Raw genomic sequence first — 21,960 nt, 5'->3', positions numbered from 1 at the left:
CAATCTGAAATAAAAGACGAATTATGTCTGGAATAAACTGAGATCCGTTGAAGGACGGTTTCTGAGGATGATGTTGCATGGAAAAAAGACTTCCCCTTGAAGGTGTCAGAGTTGTCGACTTCGGTCAGCAAATTGCAGGTCCGGCTGTTGCCATGATCCTTGCGGATATGGGCGCAACCGTTATTCACGTTGATCCGCCTCAGGGGCCACAATGGGATCATCCAGCTAATGCGATTTTGAACCGCAATAAGAAATGCATCCGGCTGGACCTGAAGTCTGAGGATGGTTTGCAGCAGGCGTTTGAGCTGATCGCCAACGCTGATGTGGTGGTTGAAAGCTTCCGCCCAGGCAAAATGAAGGGGCTTGGCGTTGATTTCGCTGCGCTGCGGGCTGAGCGCCCTGAACTGGTGACCCTTTCTGTGCCGGGTTTTGCCAGCAATGACGAACTGCGCCGTGAATGGAAAGCAACTGAAGCGATTGTTGCGGCTACTTCCGGTGCGTTTACTGATATGGGTTTCAACCGCGTGCTGATGGGGCTGAACCCTAGCTTCTCCCCGCTCCCACTCGGTTCTTCCTATGCCACAACAATGGCAGCAAGCTCCGTGGTTATGGCGCTGCTTGCCCGCGAAAAGACTGGCCGCGGTGACACTATTGAGGTGCCGATTGCAGCTGCTCTGATGGAAGGCCTTTCTTACAACTCTGTTGTGATTGAAGGCATGCCAGAGCGCTATATGACCATGCGCGAGCACGAAATTTCCCATCGCCGCGACAACGACATCGAGATGGACCTGTCCTACGAGGATCTTCAGGAGTATCTCGATCCGTTCTACCGCACCTATGAATGTGCGGATGGCCGTTACTTCTACGCGGTTTGCCCGTCTCACAGAAACCATGCCCGCCGTTGTCTTCAGGCACTTGGCATCTATGAGGAGCTGCTGGCGGAAGGTCTGCCTGAGGTGAACGATCTGCACCTGCCAATCAAAGAGTGGGACGGTGAAACCTCCATTGGCGTTTATCCGCTGCCGAAGAAGTGGGCGGATATCATTTCAGCAAAAATGAAGAAGGTGTTCCTGACCAAAACTTCTGAGGAATGGGGCGTGATCTTTGGTGAAGGCCAGATTCCGGGTGCACCACACCGCACCACTCAGGAATGGGTGAACAGCGAACACACCAACACCTCCGGGCTGATCGTAGAAGTGAACGATCCGGAATACGGCGTGATGAAGCAGCCGGGTCCAATCGTGTGGTTTGAAGAGATTGCTGACTATCTCCTCACCCCCAAAGCCCGCGAGAACGTGAGCTATGATGAGGCACTTGCTGCTCTGAAAGCTGTCGGCAACAACGATAATTTGCCAGCCCCTTCCGCTCAGTCTGCCGACAAAGCTGGCTGGTTGAAAGACTTGCGCATTCTGGACCTGACCAACGTGATTGCAGGCCCGCACTCCACTGCGTTCCTTGGCCGCTTTGGTGCTGAGGTGGTGAAGCTGGATCCGGTAACGCCGCTTTATGATCCGCTGATCGGTACGCTCTTCACCTTCCAGACTAACATCGGCAAGAAGAGCGCTCTGGTGGACATCACAACCGGCGAAGGCCGTGAAGCGTTTGAGCGTCTCGTGAAATCCGTAGACCTTGTGGTGATCAACGCGCCAGACCGTCAGATGAAGCCGCTTGGGCTGGATCATGACAGCCTGCAGGCGATCAATCCGGGCGTTCTGTTCTGCCGCCTTGACTGTCTGGGTGGCCCTAAGCCGGGTCCTAAGACCAACTACATTGGTTATGATGATATCATTCAGGCGAACAGCGGTATCATGAGCCGTTTTGGCGGTCCGGATACACCAGAGGAGCACGCACACCTTGGTACGCTGGACGTGAACTGTGGCTTTGCAGCTGGTCTGGGTATGGCGCTGGCGCTTTACCACAAGCACAAGACCGGTGAGACCTCCCGTGCCCGTACGTCTCTGTCTGCAGTGACCAATCTGGCGCAGGTGAAGTTTGCGTTTGATTATGAAGGTCGTGCTGCGTTTGACGAAGCCTCTGGCCGTGACGCACTTGGCAACCACGCGCTTTCTCACTTCTACAAAGCTTCTGATGGCTGGCTGTTCATGGACGCTGAAGAACATGAGCTTGCCAAGCTGGCAGGTGTGGAAGGCCTTGCAGGTGTTGATGAAGCCAATGACACCGCTGAGTTCCTCCGCGTTGCGTTTGCGCAGGACACTGCAGAGAGCTGGTGTGAGAAACTGAGAGCTGCGGATATTGCGGCTGCCCAGCCACTTGGCATCGAACACTTACGTGATTCTTACACACGCACCGCCGATGGCACCGTTGGCATCGACCGTGGCAGCTATGCGTTCTCCACCTATGAGGACCATCCAAGCGGACACCGTGTGACGCTGATTGATCACTACTCCATCCGTCCGGAAGAAGCAGCGATCAAGGCATTGCCAAGCACGGAAGCTTACGGCAACTCCACCCGCGAAGTACTGGCCAGCGTTGGTTACAGTGATGAGCAGGTGAGCGACATGATCGAGCGCCGCATTGCGGGCACCGGCTGGGGCAAGGAGTTCCTGCCGAGCTAACGATTACCCCCGAGGCCTCTCTCTTTCCTAGAACCAGAACCCACGGTTTGGAGAGAGGCTTTGAAAGAAACCCTCGCTGCCCGCTCAGGCCGTGAGGGTTTTCTTTTTATATGCCTATGAGCTCTTATTTATGCGTATCTTTATCCGAAAACCGGTTACCACTTTTCGGAGATACGCTCTATTGCATCAGGCCAGCTGAAACAAAGGTGAGCAATCCGGCGCAGATGACTGTTATGGCGACGATCATGCTGGAGAGCATGGAAAGCCATGCGGGGCACCTGTTCAAGCCCAGATATTGGGTGAGGATGATACGGGCTTTGAACAGGATCAGGGCTGCGATGATAAGCGGGCCGACATAAACCAGCAGCTCGCTGTTGATCAGGCTCAGTGCATATCCCAGCACTGTGAGAGCGATCAGCACGACCCATGCTTTGAAGAGATCGTTCATGGGAACACTGCGGGATGTGGTTTTCTCGTTCTGCATGACTACACTCCCTGCCCCATGAGATAAAAGATCGGGAAGATGATCACCCAGATCAGATCCACCATGTGCCAGAAGGCTGTTCCCGATTCCAGATTGTCCTCCGTGGGCCACAAGGCAACGATGCTAAGGATGATCAGGCCGAAAATGACATGGGCCAGGTGGAACCCCGTGACCAGATAGTAGAGCGTATAGAAAGTATTGGTCTCAACATCGAGGCCGAGGGCAAGCTTTTCTTTATACTCATAGATCTTGAGTGCCATGAACACGACACCCAGAGCCCCAGCACCCAGCAGGGACAGGCGTGCCTTTGCTACTTCTTTGACCTTACCAAAGCGAACTGCAATGGCTGCGAACAGGCCGGAGGTAAGCAGGATGATCGTGTTGAGGGTTGCCAATGGCACATTCAGGTGGGTGCGAGCCTCGCGGTAGATCTCAACATTGAGCAGTTCATTGCCCGCAAACGCCCAAAGCGCACCGCCGAATACGAGGATTTCGCTGACGATCAGGATCCACATCATGGGATCGCCCGGCAGATTTTCTAGTGCCCATGGAGAGACCGGCTGGCGGTAGACCCGCTCCATGCTCTCTTCTTCATTCTGGCAGATCTCGTCCATTACACCCTTCCAGCGGAAATTCTAGTTTTCTGCAGCTTAGAATGATTTGCAGCTGTCTTCCTTGTCCGAGCGCTAACTGGGTGATTTCTCGGCTACTTGATGGGCTGGGCAATGGTTTCCTCCACCCAGCTCTGCCAGGAACTGACAAAGGAGCCGGCAAGGCGTGAGAGCGGGCGCTGGTGTGGCACCACGATGGAGTATCCGAACGGGACTGCGGGCTCAAACGGCAAGAAGACAATCTTTGAGGCATCTCCCCGGCTGCGCTGGTAACTGACGGCGCTGAGCACATCGACGATGGAACAGATCTGCCCTGCCTCGACAAAATGGAACAGCGGCAGGAAGTATTGGGTGTCGATGCGGATATTGAGGCGCGCGCCTTGCGCCTGAAACGCAGCCTTTGTGGCTTCATAAGTGGAATGGCTTGGCTGCAGCACACCCATAGGCATGCCATCCAGATCCTTGGCCTGAATGACTCTTTTCTCTGCCAGTGGAGACGATTTTGGAACAGCACAGACGCAGGTGCACGGGATTGTGGTGTTATGGAACAGCTTTTCCTGCTCTGAGCCGACAGCGGCATCACAGAAGCCGACTTGAAAACTTTGGGCGGCGATGAGGTTGAGGATCTGCGGTGAGCTGCGGGTCGCGAGGGTGACTTTCACCTGCGGCTTGTCGGCAGTGAACTGGCTGATGAACTCTGGCAGCAGATAGGAGGATGGGCCCGGCATGGCAACGATGCCCAGTGAGCCCTGCACCTGATCTCGCATGTTGCCGAGGTTCTGTTCGACTGTCTTGAGGCGGTCGAGAATGCCTGAGGCTTCTGAGAGAAGATAATGGGCTTCAGGCACAGGAATCAGTCTTCGCCCTTCGCGGATGAACAGCGGCATATCCAGATCATCTTCCAGCGCTTTGAGCGAGGCACTCACTGCGGGCTGGGTGCGGTGCAGGTTGCGCGCGGCATGGCTGACGGAGCCCGTTTTCATAATCTCGCGGAAAACCGCCAATTGCTGCAGATTCATGCGCCCCTCAATACATAAACGAAATCTATCATAACCATAATATTTCGAATTTGCTTTTATGCATAAGGCTACCCCACCATGACACAAATAATCAGAAATACGGATCATCTTTATTTGGGAACATCTACATTTGTTAGAGGGGGGATATCATGGGATTTTTCAGTAAGTTCGCAGGCGTAGCACTGGCCTGCACAATGATGAGTGGAGCTGCGGTTGCGCAGGACATCAAGTTTTTCCGCATTGGCACGGGCGGTGCTGGCGGCACCTACTTCCCGATTGGTGGCATCATTGCCAACGCTATTTCCAATCCACCGGGCTCTCGCCCGTGTGATCAGGGCGGCAACTGCGGTGTGCCAAATCTGGTGGCGATTGCTCAGTCCACCAACGCATCAGCGCACAATGTGAATGCGATTCAGGCTGGTCAGATGGAAGCGGGTCTGACGGGCGCTGCGACCCTGCACTTTGCTTATCACGGCAGCGGCAAATATGAGGGCAATGCCAAGCCGGACCTGCGCGTGATTGCAAACCTTTATCCTGAGGATCTGCATCTTGTGCTGCCTAAAGGCGGTGAGCTGGCGAGCCTTGCGGACCTGAAGGGCAAACGCGTTGGTATTGCGCAGGCTGGGTCCGGTACTCAGATTGCTGTTGAGCTGATCCTTGCGGACCACGGCGTCAACCGTGACAACATTGATGAAGCCGAACTGAACAACGCACAAAGTGCAGAACGGACGGCTGATGGTCAGCTGGATGCTTATTTCTATGCAGCAGGTACTCCGGTTGCGGCGATGATCCAGCTGGACAACACCAAGGGCATGGATCTTTATTCCTTTACCGATGAAGAGGTCGCACAGGCCAACAAGACTGTACCCTATTACATTCCGTCCACCATTCCGGCTGGCACCTATCCGGGCGTGACGCATGACACCAATACGGTGGCAGTGAGCGGCATGTTTGTGACCAATGCCAATATTGATGAAGAACTGGTCTACGAGATCACCAAAGCTCTATGGTCCAAGACAGCGCGTAAACTGCTGGATAACGGCCATCCAAAGGGCAAAGTGATCACCATGAAGACCGCTCTGGACGGCATTGATGGCATTGGTGTGCCGCTGCATCCGGGCGCTGAGCGCTTCTACAAGGAAGTTGGTCTGCTCGACTAACAGCAGCAATACTCTGAGCAGCAGCGGGAGCTCTCTTCCGCTGTTGTTTGCTGCCACCGGTGGGTCTTCCCATGGCTTTGATGCGCGCCTTTTGCTTTTGAGCAGTTGAGTGCTGCCAACCATGTGCCACCGCATGACACATCCCCATATCCCGGAGGGTTTCATGCCCCTGCAATCGCACCTTGATAACAAGGCTCTGGAAGAGCTGGAGAAAAAGTACGACTCGGCTCTGCACACCCGTGACAACGGACCTTTCCTGACCAAAGTGGTTTACTGGGCGACCATTGCGTATGCGCTCTACCACTTCTGGACTGCGGGGTTTGGCACGCCGGTTGACTACGTTCATATGGGCATTCACCTTGCCGGGCTCTACTTCTTTATCTTCCTCGCTTTTCCGTTTCTCAAATCAGATAGCGCCTATGCCAATACGCCTGGCAAGTTTCTGAGTTTTGGCAATGTGCCGCTGTTTGACTGGGTAATCATGGTTCTGGCCATGATGGGATCGCTCTATCTGTGGTTCAGCTGGCGCGGGTTTGATCTGTTTGGCTTCAATGTGTCCGAACAAGCGTTGCGACAAGGCAATCCTGCCGGGCCAGACATCTTTTTTGGGACGATCATAATCCTGTCGGTGCTGGAGATTGCACGGCGGACCATCGGCATTGTGTTGCCGCTGATCATTTTGGTGTTTATCGGGTACGCGCTGCTCGGACCTTACATTCCGATCCAGATCCTGAAACACCCGGGTGTGGATTGGCGTCAGTTCGTCAACAACATGTACTTCCCGTTTGAAGGCATCTTTGGGGTGACGCTCTGGGTGGTCTCCACTGTTGTCTTCCACTTCGTTCTGTTTGGTGTTGTGGCGCAGCGCATGGGGCTTGGGCAGTTCTTTGTCGACAACGCCATGATCCTTGCCGGTCGCTATACGGGCGGTCCGGCGAAGGTTTCCGTTGTTTCTTCCGCCTTCTTCGGTACGATTTCCGGCTCTTCCATCGCCAACACGGTTTCAACTGGCTCTCTCACCATCCCAAACATGAAAAAGCTTGGCTATCCGGGCCACTTTGCGGGCGGTGTGGAAGCGGCGGCCAGTGCGGGTGGGCAGATTACGCCTCCTATTATGGGCGCCGCGAGCTTCCTGATGGCGGAGTATCTGGAGGTTCCCTACACAACAATCGTGATTGCAGCGATTATCCCTGCCCTGATGCACTATATCGGCGTCATTTCCATCGTGCACTTCACCGCAAAACGCCTTGGGCTGGAAGCCTATCCGAAAGACCAGATCCCGCAGTTTGTGCAGGTCTGGCGTGAGGGGTGGTTCACCGTTCTGCCGCTGATCGGGCTGCTGGTGGTGCTGTTCTCCGGTTATTCGCCCAACATGGCAGCATTCATCGGCATCTCGCTGTGTATCGTGGTGGGCTTTTGTGCCATCGACAAGCCGCTCTCGCTTGCTGTGCCATTGATGCTGCTTGGGTTTATCTTCTGGAAGGCCTCACCTTACTCCGGTGAAGGGTTTTCTCCAACTATGGCCGGAGTGTTGGGTGCTCTGACCCTGCTGGGATGTTTGCATCGCAATGAGCGGCAGAGCTTCAAAGACCTGTTCGACAGCTGTCACGTCGGTGTTCAGTACGCCCTAGCCGTTGGTGCGGCATCTGCGGCGGTTGGTATTGTGGTTGGTGTGATCAACACCACCGGTGTTGGGTTCCGTCTGGGCTTCATGGTCACCAACGGGGCTGCTGATATGGCGGCCTCGTTGGCTCCACTGCTGGACTGGACTTCTCTTGAGGTGTTCGAGCAGTCTTCCATTCAGCAGTTCCTGTCACTGGTGCTGATTGCCATTGCCTGTATCCTGATGGGGGCTGGCCTGCCAACAACAGCGCTTTACATCATGCTGGTGGCTGTGGCGCAACCAGCGCTGGCACAGCTGGGCGTGCCTGCTCTCGCTACCCATATGTTCGTGCTCTATTACGGCGTTATCTCGGAGATCACACCACCAGTGTGTGCCTCAGCCTATGCAGCGGCGGGGATTGCGGGCGCTAATCCGTTCCGGACCGGTGTGAATGCATTCACGCTGGGGCTGGGCAAGCTGATGGTGCCGATGGTGTTTGTTTATGCGCCGACCATGCTGATCGTTCTGCCAGAGTACTTCACGCTAATGTCGTTCCTGCAAGTGACACTGACCTGTGCGCTGGGTGTGTTTGCCATTGCCACAGCGGTTTCGGGTTACTTCATTGCTCCGCTTAACGGCATCTGGCGTGTGCTGATGGCGATTGGTGGTCTGATGCTGGTGGCGCCGAGCCTGGGCTCTGACATGGCCTCCCTTCTGGTGATCGCGCCTGTGCTGATCCAGCAGTTTGCCAGCCAGCGCACTTTGCAGGAAGCCACGCAATGACAGGATCTGATGTAACTGTTCTAGGTGCCGGCCTCGTCGGCATCTGCTCTGCACTGTCACTGGCTGAAAAAGGCTTTCGCGTGCACATGGTTGACCGGGACGCTCCCGGTCAGGCCACCTCTGCGGGGAATGCGGGCATCATCTCACCATGGTCCGTGGTACCTCAATCCATGCCGGGGATCTGGAAGAAGGTGCCGGGCTGGTTGCTGGACCCGCAAGGACCGGTGAGCATCAAGCCCAGCTATCTGCCGCGCGTGGCTGCATGGGGCCTGCGGTTTCTTTATGAGGGACGGCAGGAACGCATTCAGCCCATCAGTAATGCCATGTATGCGCTCAATCATGATTGTGTGGAGCTTTACCGGCATCACCTGGCGGGCACTGGCCATGACCATCTGCTGCAAGACAGCTGGTATGTGCATGCGTTCCGCGATGCTTCACAGGTCAACCTGTCGTCGCCTGATTATGCCATGCGCAAGGCTGTTGGGGCGGAGATTGAGCAGATTGGCGCCTCTGATCTGCGTGAGTTGGAACCATCCCTCACCCACGACTTTGAGGCTGCAGTTTTGATCAAGGGACAAGCACGGGCCGTTTCTCCCGGCAAGATCGGCAAAGTGCTTGCTGAAAAGCTTTTGGCCATGGGCGGAACCATTGAGCGGGCCAAGGTGCTCAAGATCTGTCCGCAAGAGGACGGCAGCTGGACCTATGTGACTGAGCAAGGTGAGCACTCTACGCCCAAGCTTGTGCTTTCCATGGGGGTTTGGTCTGCGGAGCTTTTGAAGCCTCTCGGGATCAAGATTCCAATGGAAGCGGAACGCGGGTATCACGTCTCCTTTGATAATCCGGGCGTTTCTCTGAGCCATTCCGTGATGGATATGGACATGAAATTCGTCGCCTCATCCATGGAAAAGGCAATCCGGGTTGCGGGAACGGCTGAGTTCGCCGGGTTGGATGCGCCGATCAACCAAAAACGGCTGGATGCCTTGGTTGCCCTTGCGAGCAAGCTGCTACCGGATCTGAATACAACACAGATCAGTACATGGTCCGGTCAGCGGCCCAGCCTGCCAGACAGTTTGCCGTGCATTGGGCAGATCGTTGGTTTTCAGAACCTCATCGGCGCTTTCGGACACAGCCATTACGGCCTGATGATGGCCCCGAAAACCGGAGGTCTGGTTGCGGACCTTGTTGCCGGACTTACCCCAAACATCGACATGTCACCTTATCGCGTGACGCGCTACTGAAGGAAAATCTATGACTATTCATAGTGGCGGCCAGAACATCTGCGGCGTTTCAATCGGCGTTCTTTCGCTGGAGAGCTATTTTCCGAAGCCTCCGGGACACATCAAGAACCCCTCCAGCCTGCCATTTACAACGACCTATGAGATCCTTCATGGTTTGACTGTGCAGAAGCTGCTGGCTGATCCCTCGCCAGAACTGCTGGAGCCGATTATCAGCGCGGCGAAGCGGCTGGAGGATCAGGGTGTCCATGCGATTACCGGCTCCTGCGGGTTTCTGGCGATCTTTCAAAAGGAGATAGCCGAAGCGGTTTCCATCCCCGTGTTTGTGTCATCTCTTATTCAGGTGCCGCTCGCCTATCATATGACCAAGGCTCCTGTTGGCGTTATCACGGCCTCAGCGTCTTCCTTGACGGACAAGCATCTGGAAGGTGTTGGTGCCTCTGATGTGCCAATTGTGGTGCAAGGGCTGGATGAGGCGCCGGAGTTTTCTTCCGTGATCCTGCGCGGTGAGCGCACGCAGATGGATCTGGGCAAAGTGACTAGCGAGCTGTTGGCTGCTGCTGAAAGCATGGTGGAGCGCTCGCCCGAGATTGGTGCGATCGTGCTGGAATGCACTGACTTACCGCCGTATGCGCATCAGCTGCAGGCCAAGGTCAACCGACCCGTGTTCGACATCATCACCCTTGCGAGCATGGTGCACACTACATCCCATCGCATGGCCTTTCCCGGCTTCATCTAGCCTCTTCCATCTGCCCTTCATAGGACGGGAGTGGCGGTTCGATGTCATCGGTGCAGAGGTAAAGATCCTGCAGGTTGAGCAAGGGCATCGGGTTTTCTGTCAGATTGGACATGATGTTGAGCGCGAAAGTTAGTCTGGCATTGTTGCAAGAAGGCTTGTGCGTCTCAGCCCAGGCTGTGATAGACTTGGCAATGTTCTTGATGATGTTCCCCTTCGGCTTGCCTTTCGTGGTTATGCTGATCGGGGTTGGCGGCAGGAGTGCGATTGGCAAATCAATCGGTTCTTCTGTCAGTCCCTCAGCAAAGTGATAGGCATAGCCGATGTTGAGCTGGAGGGTGACGTCACCAACAAACTCATTCTTGAACAGCCTGCAAAACAGATTGTTCAGATGCTCTGTCAGACTGCATTTGCTCGGCTCTCCCTTCGGTTCATCCAGCCACGCGATGTTAAGCGGCTGATAGCTGGAGAGAGTTGGGTGGAACGGGTTTTTGAAGGTAGCTGTCGGCGTTCTGAAGACAAAGCCCTCATTGATCTTGCCGAAGATGTTGTTGTTTCGGGTCATATACATGGAAGCGATGGCATCCTGTCGGGCCAGCACCTGCATCCCCGGTAGAATCACCTGCCGGTCACTGATGGACTGTGCGATGTCCTGCGTCAGGTACGTGGTCTTCTTCTTTTTCTCCTGCGTGTAATAGTAGGTGTAGGTTTTCTTGCCCTTTTCGCAGGCTTTTGAGGCCAGATGGCTGGTCCACTCAGGGATTTCGACAGAGGGTTCTCCGGTGAGGCCTTTGAGACTGTTGCAGTCTTCTATAATGAGTTTGACCACCCAACGATCTGCAGTGCCTTCGTTGTTTGAGGTGTAGGCCTGATTTTCCTCCAGAATGCTGAACTTGTAGCTCTCAGCGCCTTCCTTTGTTACCGGGGCTGCCAGCATGCTAAGATTTCCAGCGGCTGAGGCTGCTTTTATGATGTCCTCATTGATCTTGATGATCGCGGATAAGACGCTGGCTGCATCTTCTATTGCCGCGTCGTCCTGCTTTGCCGCGCTGATGACGGGTACGTATTGGTCCAGAATGGCTGAGAGATTGTTTGCAACGGAAATGAACTGGGCCAACTGAGCAAATGCATCGAGGAAGCCTGCGAGTTCATTTGCAGGTTTATCCTTGATGTTGAACTGGATCTGGCCGTGGGCTTTGTCCTGCAAGTAGTGGAAGTTCAGGCCGTAGGTGTATTCATAATCCCATCGGGTGATTTTGCTCAGCTGCGTGGCCTTCTTATCAAAGGCTGGGCCAGCTTGTGAGACCATGCGCGGGGTTTCGGGGAAGCTGCGCAACAGGATTGGCAGTTTGAAAGAGCCCAGAGACTTTTCCAGCACCGGCGTGTCTTCGGCTGTGATTGGCGACAACCAGCTGGACGCCTTATAGCCCTCGATATTTTTTACAGGACTGATCTGGTGTTCCAGAGCCGTGACCTTGTAGCAAAGATCCAGACAGAGACACTCTGTGGTCTCACCCAGTTTCTCAGAAGCTTCCAATAGGAATGTGAGTGGCTGTTCCTCGTCCTGCTGAAGCTTCAGTTTTGGCGAGGTCATGGAGATCAGGCTGGCGAGCGTCTTGCTGGTTGTCGGGCTCGCGTTTTCCTCAGCTTGCGGCGGGCAGTTTTTGATGCTGTTGAGGTTTATGTTGCCGTAAAGCTGGGGTGTTTCTTCGTTTCCTTGCAATTGGATGCTGGCGGTCACATCGGCACCAAAGGAGATGGCTGCTTGTGTGGTGTAGAGGTTGGAGAGCTCATTCAACAGGGACTGGCGGAAGGTTTCTTGCGCTGAGGCCAAGCGGGTGCTCGTCCCATCCTGATAGATCGGCGCGAGCATATTGGCCGTGATCCCGGCAAGGCTTTCCTTCTGTTCTGCCAGTTGCTCCATAAAGCCAGTGGGCTTCGACGTTCCATCTTTTACGGCCTGAGACTGCAGATGATGGTCGATGAACAGGATGGAGGATGAATACTTTGGCGAGAGCAGACCGTCGAAAAACTCGAAGTATTGCTTAAGCCACACATCCATTTCCACGTTGGAGAATGTGCTTTTGACTGGCGTGCCCGTGAACTTACCCGTTTGAGGGTCGAAGTCATCAAGACTGGTGTACGGAAAGACGGAGGCACTGCGGGAGATCAGTGTGTTGCTGACTGGCAGTGGCGCGTAGAGTTCTGGTTGACACTCATCGGTGATCCGGAACGAGATTGGCTCCCCATCTTGGCGCCCTACTCTGACCGCCCATGTGGCGTTGGAAGACAGGCCCGCAGACGGGGCGTAGCGGTTGATGCCAGAAGCGACCATCATCTGGAAATCTGGCCCCTGAATAGCTTTTGCAACGCATTCTGCGAACTCTGCCAGGATATCCGGTTTGGGCTTCTTAGGCTCTTTGTCAGAGTGTTTTGGTGCGGAAACGTTGGTCTTAATGGCGATTGTATTTGCCACTGAACGCGCCAGTGGGTCCGCTGCATAGTCTCCCACCGCGATGCCATGGGTGCGTTTGAAGATGAGCTTTGTCACCAGCTCGAAAACCTGATCAGTACGGACATCCGCAAGCGCCATTGTGACCGGAAGTTTCAAAGATGGAATGATTGGTTTGGGGTCTGCTTCGCTCCCTTCCGCAGCACTGTGTTCCTGAAGGAACTTTTGAATATGCTGCCACCAGCCTATGAGTTGCTTCAGTTCGCTGGCTGTCAGCGCATAAGTTTCGCTTACCAGTGACGTGTCGACCTCCACTTCAAACCCGTTGGGGTCTTCAAACTGAGCCAGCATATCTTCCACGATGACCAGAGCTGAACCTGCGCGTTGCTGGGCTATGGATGGGTTCTGACCCTTTTGTGGAATGAAGGGGCTGGTATCGAAGCTGAAAGAAACCATGAGCGTGAAGATCTTTTCAGGTTCCTTGCTCACTGCAACAGTCCAACGGGCGGATGTGGAAGGCCATTGGGAGAGCGGGATGATCTGGTCCGTGTAGCCTTGCAGAGCGGGCTTGTTGCTGAGCTTTCCGGTTGGTTTGGCATAATCATCCAGAGTGGAAAGGATGGTATTGCCGTAATAGTCGTTCCAGCCGAGTTTGGTTTGCAGCAGTCTGCCGTTTGCGATGTAAGGGTTGAGCGGCTTGTCCTTTTCTTTGTTTTTCACAAGACCCAGATAAGAAATAGCGCCATGATACTGCTCAGCATCACCAGCTGATGCTTCCAACACATACCTGACTTTGTTTTCATCAGGTGATGTGGACTTGCCGGAGGCACCAATGGGGAGCCCCATATTGCTCGATTTGAAGTCCTGATTTTCTGTCACCTGATAGGCCAGCAGGCTGTAGTTGTTGAGAAGCAGAGCCTTGGCGTAATCAATGTCGGTACCACCTGATGGGATTGGCTGCGGTTTGACTCTTTGGGCGTTGAGCACCTGAACTCCTGGATGCTCGCCCGGCTGTACGGACAGTGGGCCAGCACGCATGGTGAGGGTCTGGCCTGGTACCAGAAGGTCTTCCTGTTCTGCATTGCTGTTTGCGATCACAATCGGCTCGGTGTCGTAGTACTTTGCGATATTCTTCAGATCCGTCAGTTTGATCAGATCGTTGCTGAGGGTTTTCGCGGCAATGGTCAGTTCAATGGCAGGCAACCGCAAAGCTGTGCCTGCGGGCAGGTTTTCGCCTTTCAGGCGCGGGTTGATCTTCTCGAGTTTATCGACGCTCGTGCCAAACCGCAGGGCAATGCTGGCAAAGGAGGCTCCAGGCGCACTGGTGCCTTGTGGGACCATGTAAGTGCCCTGCTTTATGGTGATTGTTTTGCCTTTGGTCAGCTCGATATCAGCGCTATCCGACGACAGAGTGTTAGTGATGAGTGAGTTGAGGTTGGAGTGGTAGAACCGTGCGATGCTTGCCAGTGTATCGCCCTGTTGCACGGTATGCTCCACCAGTTCCCCTTTGGCCGAAGCTGTCAGTGAGGCCTCAGAACTTGCCAATGGCTGTGCTGTTGCCAGGCCGTTGAGATAGGGATGCAGGTGTTGCTGGTCCTCGTGAATGATCACGAGCGTTAGTGTGGCCTCGCCCTTTTCGTTGAAGATGCTTGAAGGGAGGCCCGACTCTCCATCATCAGCGGTGTAGTAGAGGTAGAACCCGCCCGAGTTGGTGATGCCTGCTTCCCACAGCAGTTTCACAAGGTTCATCGGCGTGTTGAGCAGCGTTGGACTTGAGATTTGGCTGCTCTCTTGCAGGAAAAGCTCGCCACCCGGATTTGTGACAGTTGAAAGGTTCGTCTGCGAGACGCCAAAGGTGACGTTGCTGCCACCCTCGCCGACAAAATGAGTTCCGCTGCTTTGAGAGCCTTTGGTGTAGCCCAGGGTGATGGAGGTGAAGCTGTGGTCATCAGGCAGCGATTGCAGCATACGCTCCAGCACTACAGTGCCGGATGAGCTGACACCGTTCAGTTCATAGGTGTTTTTCAGCGCATTCTCTGATGATCCTGTAGCCTCATTACTCGTTCTCTTGTGCTGTTGAGGCAGTTTTTTGATGGAGAACTCGATGGTTGACGTCCAACCGAAGTTCACCAACGGTGTTTTGATGGTTTTGCCAGTGGCCGCATCCTGAGCGGCCTGCTCGACGATCATGCGCAGTGGTAGCGCATCACCATCCTGCGTTCCCAGTGCTGTCAATGCTCCTGAGAGTGTCCAGAGGCGTAGGTACTGGGAGTTGGATTTCTGTGTGCTGGAGCTGGAAGGAACCGGGATTGGCTCTGCGCTCTGCCAGTTGATGTAATGCGGGATTGGGAATGCGCTTGGCTGCTGATCAACACTTGCAAGCAGAGAAAGCTGACAGGGTCCTGCTGGTAGATACCCTTTTGCACCGCATTTGATTATCGCTTCAATGCGCTCATAGTCTTTGCTGGGTTTCTCTTCATCCTTCGGCACTACCACCGGATACTTCAGCGGGTTTGTATCGTTGCCGAGTGTGATCCAATCGGCATCCTCAGGCTTGCCGAGCAGCATGGAGAATGAGGTGGTGAGCGGTGTTGGGATGGGGATCTGCTGCCCTGAAAGCGCAAATAGGCCAGCTTTTTCCGGCAGGGTGAGTTTTCCGGCCTCATCCTTTTGAACCCACATGCCTTCTGTCAGTGGTGTGATGCCTTTTTTGAGCGATGCGATGTTTTTTGTGGGCAAGCGCATGCCGTGGAAGTAATAGCGCGATGCCATACCGGACAGATGGGTTATGCCGCCTGTGCGCTGCACTTCCTTGATGAGTTCGCCCACACAGAACTGCGGCAGATGCGCGATGCTGAGGCTGCTTGAAGAGCCACCAGAAGGCACGACGAACAGGTCTGTGATGGTTCCATTTGCTGGCAGAGCGAGTGCTTCGGCCTTTGTCTCAAACTTCTGAGCGACTGAAGAGAGCGTATCGGCGTCGCCTGTCTTATGCGTGAACTCAGGCAGTTGCAATGTTGTGCCGGCAACCAGCAGAATTGGCTGGGTGGGGATTGAGCTGTTGGTGCTCAGCTCTTCCAGTGAAACACCCAAAGCCTTGGCCACGGAACAGAAGGTTTCACTGCCTGACGTGATGTGGGAGGTTTTGGTGCCATCAGATGCTGTGTAGGTGATCTTCGCTCCATTGATCAGCAGACCTGCGACGTCTTTGTTCTTGCAGATGAGATCAGCGACATTGACCACCGCGTTGAGCTGGTTCTTTTCAGAAAGCTGCTTGAGGGTTTTGCCTGCAGGCACCACCAATGATGCGGTTGGGATTGTGAGCTCAACATTGCTTGTTAGCGGGTGGGCTCCGTTGGTCTTGAAAAGGTCCGCCAGCGTGTAACCGGCTCCACCTTTGCCTTTCACCCAAGCCACGATGCCATCTGGTGTTTCCCCTGAAACAAGCGGATAGTTGAAGTCGCGCAGACTATCCAGAAGGCTTTGCATCATCTGCTTCATGATCAGCATGAAGTAGTTCTGATAAATGTATGATGCAATTGATATTTGTGCGTTTTCAAATGTGATTTCAGAAGGATCTTTTCCGCTTTCTTTCTCCACCTGAATGGCAAGCTGGTTAAAGTAATGTGTTAAGTCCTGCAGATAGTTGGAGCTGATTTTGTTGAACTCGGCAAAGCTGTAGGAAAGTGTTGTTTGGCCTCCCACTTTCAGCGCGAGGCTGAGGTCCGGCACCATTGGGAAGTAAGTGGCCTGTGCCTCGCCAGTCCTTGCTGGCACCGCAATATCCAGCTGGAACTGCTGCTGAAGGAACTTCGAGATATCGCTTTCGGTGAGCGCATCGGGAGAGGTTTCCAGAGTGCTCAGACTGTCCAGAATGGAGCCGATCTCCACTGCGCTGATGGGGTGACTATCGACCTCTTTTGCGGTCACTTCCTCATCACCCATTGTAGCTGCGATCAACCACCGCGTGGTCATCTTTGCCAGAGCTTCAAAGGCAGTGTCCGGCTGCGCACCAGAGGCTTTCTCAAAGAGCTCGGTGTCCTGTGGCTTTGCTGGTGCTGGCGCTTCAATGAACAGATTGGCCACGTAGCATGGCAGTTGTGGTGGGCGGCCCTGCGCTGATGGGGACCAGTTTTCATCTTTGGCCAGCGTCAAGCCGAAGCCCAGATGGATCTCCAAACGGTTCTTTGAAGGATCTGAGGCCGCTCTCAGATTGGCCCAGTTGAACTCCATGGGCTCCGCTTCATAGCCAGCTGGCAGCATCGGGAAGCGGCTGTAGAGAGCCAGACGCTCTGCCAGTGGTGATGCCAACAGCCCCTCGTGGTTTTCTGAATGATCCAGCCACGGTGCGTCTTTTGGGTTCTGAAGCGCGCCTAATGTGAAGGTGGTGTGCACATGGGCGGAGAAGCTGAAGCTTACTTTGATGGTGAACAGACCAAGATCGATGCTTGCAGAGGCGCTGACGTCCACTTTGGCTGCGATGGTTATCGGGATTGGTTCATAGGACGCAAGCTTGATCTGGGCGCTAACCTCGATCCTGATGTTCACGGAAGCTTTGATGATGGCGAAATCAATGGAGCCGTAGAGTTTGCCGATAATGCCAAAGGTACCGGTGAGCGAGAAGAAGTATTCCCCCTGCAAGGACAAGGCGTTACTGCTGTCGGTATACTGGTCTTGGTACGCATTCCATTTGGCCAGAATGCCTTGCAGAATGCCGAAGGCCGTAAGGCTGAAACCTGCTTTCAGAATGCCCATCTCGAAGGACTTCCCGAGCCCCAGCTGAGCTCCGAAACCGAAGACCAGATTGGGATTGAAGAAGCCATTTTTCGATATAGGTAGACCCTTTACTGAAGCTGCAGGTAACTTGCCAAAGTAGAATCCGCCACCGCCCTTGACCGGGATGCCCGGAGGCACGATGGCCTCAACGGAGAAGGACTGAGAGAAGTTGTTGTTCCAGGGAAAGCCCACATCGATCTGGAAGTCTCCGTTGGTGTAGACTTCAATGCCAAACGTGGGCAGCGTGATGGTGACGGCCCCCACATCAATGCGGCGCATAATCTCCGGCAGTTGGATGGAAGCCGAGAACTTGCCAAGCCCTTCTGAGACCTTCTTGTAGATCACCTGAAAGTCGAGACCGGAGAATACCTTGGCGGCTTTTCCGTTGCACGCGATACGCAGGGCGTAGAGACTGGGATCCGTCAGAACGACTTGCAGCGTGAACGCATACTGGGCACCGCCTTTTTCCAACTCTCCCCAATGCTCCTGTCCAAGTTCTTTACTGGAGTCGATACGCAAAACACCAAAATCCGTGGCGAACAGCCAGTTGATATTGCCGTCAAAGCCAATATCCGGGACCTTGTCTGCAGATGGTTCAGGAAGGCAGCCAAGAATATCAACGGCTTGCTGCGCCGTATTGACCTGCTGCAGCCCTTTGACATCCACATGCTGACCACCTGCCAGAAGCCTCAGATCCAGATACTTGTTTCCTGCTCCACCGGGGCTTGGGGTTGTTGAGGGTTGGTCGGCGCGCCACTTAGGTTTCGCACTTTTTTCCAAACTGTGAACCGACCAAAGGAAATCACCATCCAACTCGACCCAGACACCAGAATTCCTATTATAACTCAGAGAGATACCTTTAACTGAGGCAAACACCAGATCAATAGGTCCAATATCAATCTTGAAGCACACTTTCTCGTTCTTGAGATCCCAGGTGAGTTCAAGGTCGGAGAGTTTCACGTCGTTGAGCAAATCAAACGGTGCGGCAAGGCCAAATCTGGCGCCTGTCATCCACTCGACAAAGGTTTCAATAATGCCACCAAGAGTGGTTGCCTCGGTGAACTTAATCTTGGCAATCTGCTGCTCGTTGACCTCGGCACTCAAAGCACCCCACTGAATGCCGAAGGCGGACTTCTTTTTTCCGTATTGGTAGAACGCTGTCAGGTCGATTTTGTTCCAGACAATATCAGCGGTCAGCAAAGCATATTGGTTGTTGTTGGAAGCCTTCTCAAAGCGAGGAAGTGAATGAGCTGGTTCCAGAAAAACGATCTCTTCATGACCGTTCAGCACAGGAATGCGGGCTTTGTTGATGGGGCGCAAAAGTTCGTTGCTACCGGAGTTGCCAATCTTTGCGGTGAAGGTGACGTTTTCAGGCAGCCAACTGACTTTATTCTTGCCTTTATTTGAAAAGTTGACTGTGCCGCCAAACTCGTAGCTGGAAGCGGTTTTTCCGCTACCCGTTGAGAACGTAACATTCAGGCCAGTAACATCTAGATCGAACTTGTCGGTTGCCCAACCACTGCCGAGATAGGCTGCAATGATCTGGCTGACCTTTATCGGTGTGTCGCCCTGCTCTCCTGTAAAGGTCCAGAGATGGTTTTGTGTATCGAAGGTTGCAGAGACATTCACAGGCACCGCCTTTACGCGCGGTAGCCCCTCAAACAGCATTGTGGAGGCTTTTATGGTGCCAGTGGAGTTGCTTCCGATGCCCTTGACATCGATATAGATGTCCTTCAGCTCAAAGTTTGCCGGGGCCAGAGAGATTTCCCAGCCTGCCAGATCCACCGCGGCCTGCACCGCGTATGTACTGCTGCTGTTGCTTTGTCCTGGGCTGTACTCCAGAGACAGGTTCGCGATATTGGCGTCCACATTGAGGTGATAGCCTTTAGGCAGCAATGCATCGACGAGATCTTCGACCGGTAAGCTTGGTCCCTCCGGGTTTAGCGTTGCAGTGACTGTGGTTTGCGGATAGGTGGCGGAAACATTAAGCGTTGGTGGGTTCTTGCTTGTTCCAATCACGGCTTGTGTAGAGGCAACCCAACTGACCTTGCGAGTTCCAGTCGGCTGCTGTGCGGTTACATCAAAGCTCAGATCTTTGATGCTCAGCCCGCCAAACAGATCCCATTCCTTGTCATCTTTCAGCGAGATCTGAAAGCTCTCGATAGTTTTGGCCGTTGAATCGTAGTTGAACCGCAGTCCGTCGATATTTAGTTCCTTCAGATCCGCAAACTCCGTCTGGATTGAGTTGGCGAAGTTCATGCCGCCTATTAGAGTGAACACAGCATTCAGCGATGGCGTGGCTTCGTTGGCGAACGCCCCCTGCACCACCATTTTGTTGCTGGCAGAGCTTGGGAAGTTCATCTGGAACGGCACCAGCGTTTCACCAAGTTCAACCGAGGTTTGTACACCGCCCGTCAGTCTTGCGCCATTGCTTGAGAACTCCGCGAACAAGTCTGTGTTCTCAAGCGCGAACCATTCCACACCGGGCAGCGAGAGTTTTTGCAGGTCAACTTCCAAGCGGACCTTATAGTTTTGGCCAGCTTTCTTCGTGGCACGGCCTACGCTGGAGACGGTGAGCGTGACTGTGAGTTCTGTGCCGAGAAAATCGGATGTCTTTCCTGTGACAATGATTTGGCTGAACTTCTTCGCCCTATAGACAGGCTTGATGGAGACCGGATTTTTTGCAGAGCCTATACTGAGAGTACCGCCCCTTAAGATGCTCGTGAGGAACTGGTGAAATGGTCCCTCTGTCACAACGTCAGGGATGAGCGATAGCTTGCCGTCCGTCGTTGCCTCCTGAAGAGTTTCTTTCAGCTTGCTCAAATCGGCGAAAATACTGCCTGCCATTTTGATAAGGGCAAATCTGGCAGCAAGAAAGCCAAGTGCTTGCAGGAGTTTATCGTTTTGCGGGGCGGTGTAGTACTGTTTGAGGCCGTCAAAATATTCGAAATACTCACCTTTTCCGGATCTGTACTGCGTGGTGATCTCGGAAATTGATCTGGCAAGCTCGTTTGGCGGCATGGAGGCTTTGAAGCCGTCTTGAAACGCAGAAAGACCCAGGGCGATTTGGTTCTTGGAAATATCGAGCAGCGCTGCGGTTGTTGGTGATGTGCTGCTGGCTGCCTTTCCGCTGCCGTTTCCAAATGTGCTGGGGTACGGGTTTACTGTGAAATCCGTCAGCTTGAAGAATGGCTTACCCAGATTTACCGCTAGGTTAGAGGTCTTGGTGCCTTGCAGAACGCCGGGCAAAGTGGCTACGGCATACAGATGATTGATCGCTTCCGGCGGCAAGCCTTGCAATGTGGTGACGACAGTTGAACCGGGCTTCAACTTGCTCAGGAACGCTTTACCAGCCGCGCCGGATAGATCCTTGTTCAAATAGATCCCGGTGCCTGAGCCTGAGGTATTTCGGAAAAGTTGCTGCGCTTTGCAGTAAGCACTCACATTCTTTGTCAGCGCATCCTGATTGCTCGTTGTGCTTTGAATAGGCGCGTTTTTTTCTGGGAAATAGTGCTCCAGTGTTTGCCATGTGGAGCTGGAGAGGTCATCCAGAATGGCGATGACAACTGGCTTTTTTGAAAATGCCTTTTGCTTTTGCAGTAGAGTGGCGGCCGCGATCAGCTCGAAGGCGATCCCTTCTGTACTGCCAACCAGAGAGGTTTTGTTTCTTGAGGAGCTGGGCAAGCTGGCGACTGGTAGAAACTCAATGCCGCTTTGTGCTGACTTTCCAATGGCATTTGTGATGTTCGGAGCAGCACTTAGGGCCTTTTTATTGACCTTCGGGATTTTCTGAAGCGCTGTCCAGTTGGGTTTGGCGGACAGATCCTGTTTGAAGCTGCGATAGGCGAACTGATCACCCTGCAGGACGAGCTGGTCATCCAGATTTATGGAGCGCTTCAGGCCCGGAAGGATGATTTTGGAGTTGCTTGTGCTGTTTTCGGCAGTCCAGAGATAGGGTTGCAGCAGGACGAAGTAATCGCATTTTACCGCTGTTGCGATGCTTGTGTTGTCGATGTTGGGAATGTCGCCACCACCGCACAGGCAGAGAGGCATTTTGCCAGTCAGGCCGCGCACCTGGCGATGGGTGATCTTGCCGACTGTTGTTTCTTCATAGGCGAAGAATGTGATTGTGATGCCGTTTAATGTGTATGGGGCGCGGGTTACTGGATCAAAACCGGGGAGCAGTTCGGCAAGTTCCTGCAGCAGTGTTTTCTGGGCGCTGTTGTAGATCAGCTCGACATCTACCTGAAATCCATACGAAATCATTGTGCGGAGCATGTTGATTGTGTTTGCGACACTGCCGGATCTCTCATCCTGCCAAACGAAATACCGTAGCTTCTTGCCCTTCAGAACTCCTGTGAGTTTAGCGATGATACTGCTGGAGAGTGAGGTGTTCAGGTCATCGGCAGCAGACATGAATTGCTGGATGAGGTTGGTGAGGTCGGAAGACAGGGCTTCGTCCTGCGGTAGGACGGCGGGCTCGAAGGGTTCGATTGGGCTGTGCTCGTTCATCTTCCTGCACCAC

At 53.9% G+C, this 21,960-nt stretch carries 9 protein-coding genes; 5 read left to right on the top strand and 4 right to left on the bottom strand.

Translation table 11 applies throughout. The annotated features are described in order from the left end of the window. Positions 1-77 precede the first annotated feature (77 nt). Entirely contained in the window at positions 78-2,576 is a 2,499-nt protein-coding gene (locus tag PSE_RS14200) for a CoA transferase (RefSeq protein ID WP_014285489.1), read from the top strand. Between the two features lie 178 nt (positions 2,577-2,754). On the opposite strand, the gene PSE_RS14195 is transcribed toward PSE_RS14200, so the two are convergent. The 3 genes from PSE_RS14195 to PSE_RS14185 form a co-directional block, all read right to left on the bottom strand. Further along, a complete protein-coding gene (locus tag PSE_RS14195; RefSeq protein ID WP_014285488.1) occupies positions 2,755-3,060 on the bottom strand; it encodes a hypothetical protein in 306 nt (101 codons plus the stop codon). A gap of 2 nt (positions 3,061-3,062) precedes the next feature. Continuing rightward, the gene (locus PSE_RS14190; protein ID WP_014285487.1) at positions 3,063-3,674 is read right to left on the bottom strand and encodes a cytochrome c oxidase subunit 3 family protein; all 612 of its coding nucleotides are present in this window, start codon (positions 3,672-3,674) and stop codon (positions 3,063-3,065) included. 92 nt (positions 3,675-3,766) lie between these two features. Further along, on the bottom strand, positions 3,767-4,690 hold the full coding sequence (locus tag PSE_RS14185) for a LysR family transcriptional regulator (protein ID WP_014285486.1): 924 nt from the start codon (positions 4,688-4,690) through the stop codon (positions 3,767-3,769). Between the two features lie 149 nt (positions 4,691-4,839). Between PSE_RS14185 and PSE_RS14180 the strand changes: the two genes are divergently transcribed. The 4 genes from PSE_RS14180 to PSE_RS14165 all read left to right on the top strand — a co-directional run bounded on the left by PSE_RS14180 (position 4,840) and on the right by PSE_RS14165 (position 10,210). Further along, positions 4,840-5,850 (top strand): TAXI family TRAP transporter solute-binding subunit, encoded by a 1,011-nt coding sequence (locus tag PSE_RS14180; RefSeq protein ID WP_008546398.1) that lies wholly within the window; start codon positions 4,840-4,842, stop codon positions 5,848-5,850. Between the two features lie 163 nt (positions 5,851-6,013). After that, on the top strand, positions 6,014-8,236 hold the full coding sequence (locus tag PSE_RS14175; protein ID WP_041768509.1) for a TRAP transporter permease: 2,223 nt from the start codon (positions 6,014-6,016) through the stop codon (positions 8,234-8,236). Further along, on the top strand, positions 8,233-9,474 hold the full coding sequence (locus PSE_RS14170) for an FAD-binding oxidoreductase (protein ID WP_014285484.1): 1,242 nt from the start codon (positions 8,233-8,235) through the stop codon (positions 9,472-9,474). Before PSE_RS14175 ends, PSE_RS14170 begins: the two co-directional genes overlap by 4 nt. Positions 9,475-9,484: 10 nt before the next feature. Then, positions 9,485-10,210 carry an aspartate/glutamate racemase family protein gene (locus tag PSE_RS14165; protein ID WP_014285483.1) on the top strand — a complete coding sequence of 242 codons (726 nt, stop codon included), beginning with the start codon at positions 9,485-9,487 and terminating at the stop codon, positions 10,208-10,210. Here the strand turns inward: PSE_RS14165 and PSE_RS14160 are convergent. Next, positions 10,203-21,947 carry a LysM peptidoglycan-binding domain-containing protein gene (locus PSE_RS14160; protein WP_014285482.1) on the bottom strand — a complete coding sequence of 3,915 codons (11,745 nt, stop codon included), beginning with the start codon at positions 21,945-21,947 and terminating at the stop codon, positions 10,203-10,205. The two genes, PSE_RS14165 and PSE_RS14160, sit on opposite strands and share 8 nt — an antisense overlap. Positions 21,948-21,960: the final 13 nt, after the last annotated feature.

This window comes from Pseudovibrio sp. FO-BEG1 (assembly GCF_000236645.1).
In the GTDB taxonomy this organism is placed as follows: domain Bacteria; phylum Pseudomonadota; class Alphaproteobacteria; order Rhizobiales; family Stappiaceae; genus Pseudovibrio.
Note: the sequence above shows the minus strand (reverse complement) of the source record. Positions and strands in the feature narration are given on the sequence as shown.

Bases quoted from the DNA above. Each gene is read 5' to 3' on its own strand.
- PSE_RS14200 (WP_014285489.1), top strand. From the start codon at position 78: ATGGAAAAAAGACTTCCCCTTGAAGGTGTCAGAGTTGTCGACTTCGGT.
- PSE_RS14195 (WP_014285488.1), bottom strand. From the start codon at position 3,060: ATGCAGAACGAGAAAACCACATCCCGCAGTGTTCCCATGAACGATCTC.
- PSE_RS14190 (WP_014285487.1), bottom strand. From the start codon at position 3,674: ATGGACGAGATCTGCCAGAATGAAGAAGAGAGCATGGAGCGGGTCTAC.
- PSE_RS14185 (WP_014285486.1), bottom strand. From the start codon at position 4,690: ATGAATCTGCAGCAATTGGCGGTTTTCCGCGAGATTATGAAAACGGGC.
- PSE_RS14180 (WP_008546398.1), top strand. From the start codon at position 4,840: ATGGGATTTTTCAGTAAGTTCGCAGGCGTAGCACTGGCCTGCACAATG.
- PSE_RS14175 (WP_041768509.1), top strand. From the start codon at position 6,014: ATGCCCCTGCAATCGCACCTTGATAACAAGGCTCTGGAAGAGCTGGAG.
- PSE_RS14170 (WP_014285484.1), top strand. From the start codon at position 8,233: ATGACAGGATCTGATGTAACTGTTCTAGGTGCCGGCCTCGTCGGCATC.
- PSE_RS14165 (WP_014285483.1), top strand. From the start codon at position 9,485: ATGACTATTCATAGTGGCGGCCAGAACATCTGCGGCGTTTCAATCGGC.
- PSE_RS14160 (WP_014285482.1), bottom strand. From the start codon at position 21,947: ATGAACGAGCACAGCCCAATCGAACCCTTCGAGCCCGCCGTCCTACCG.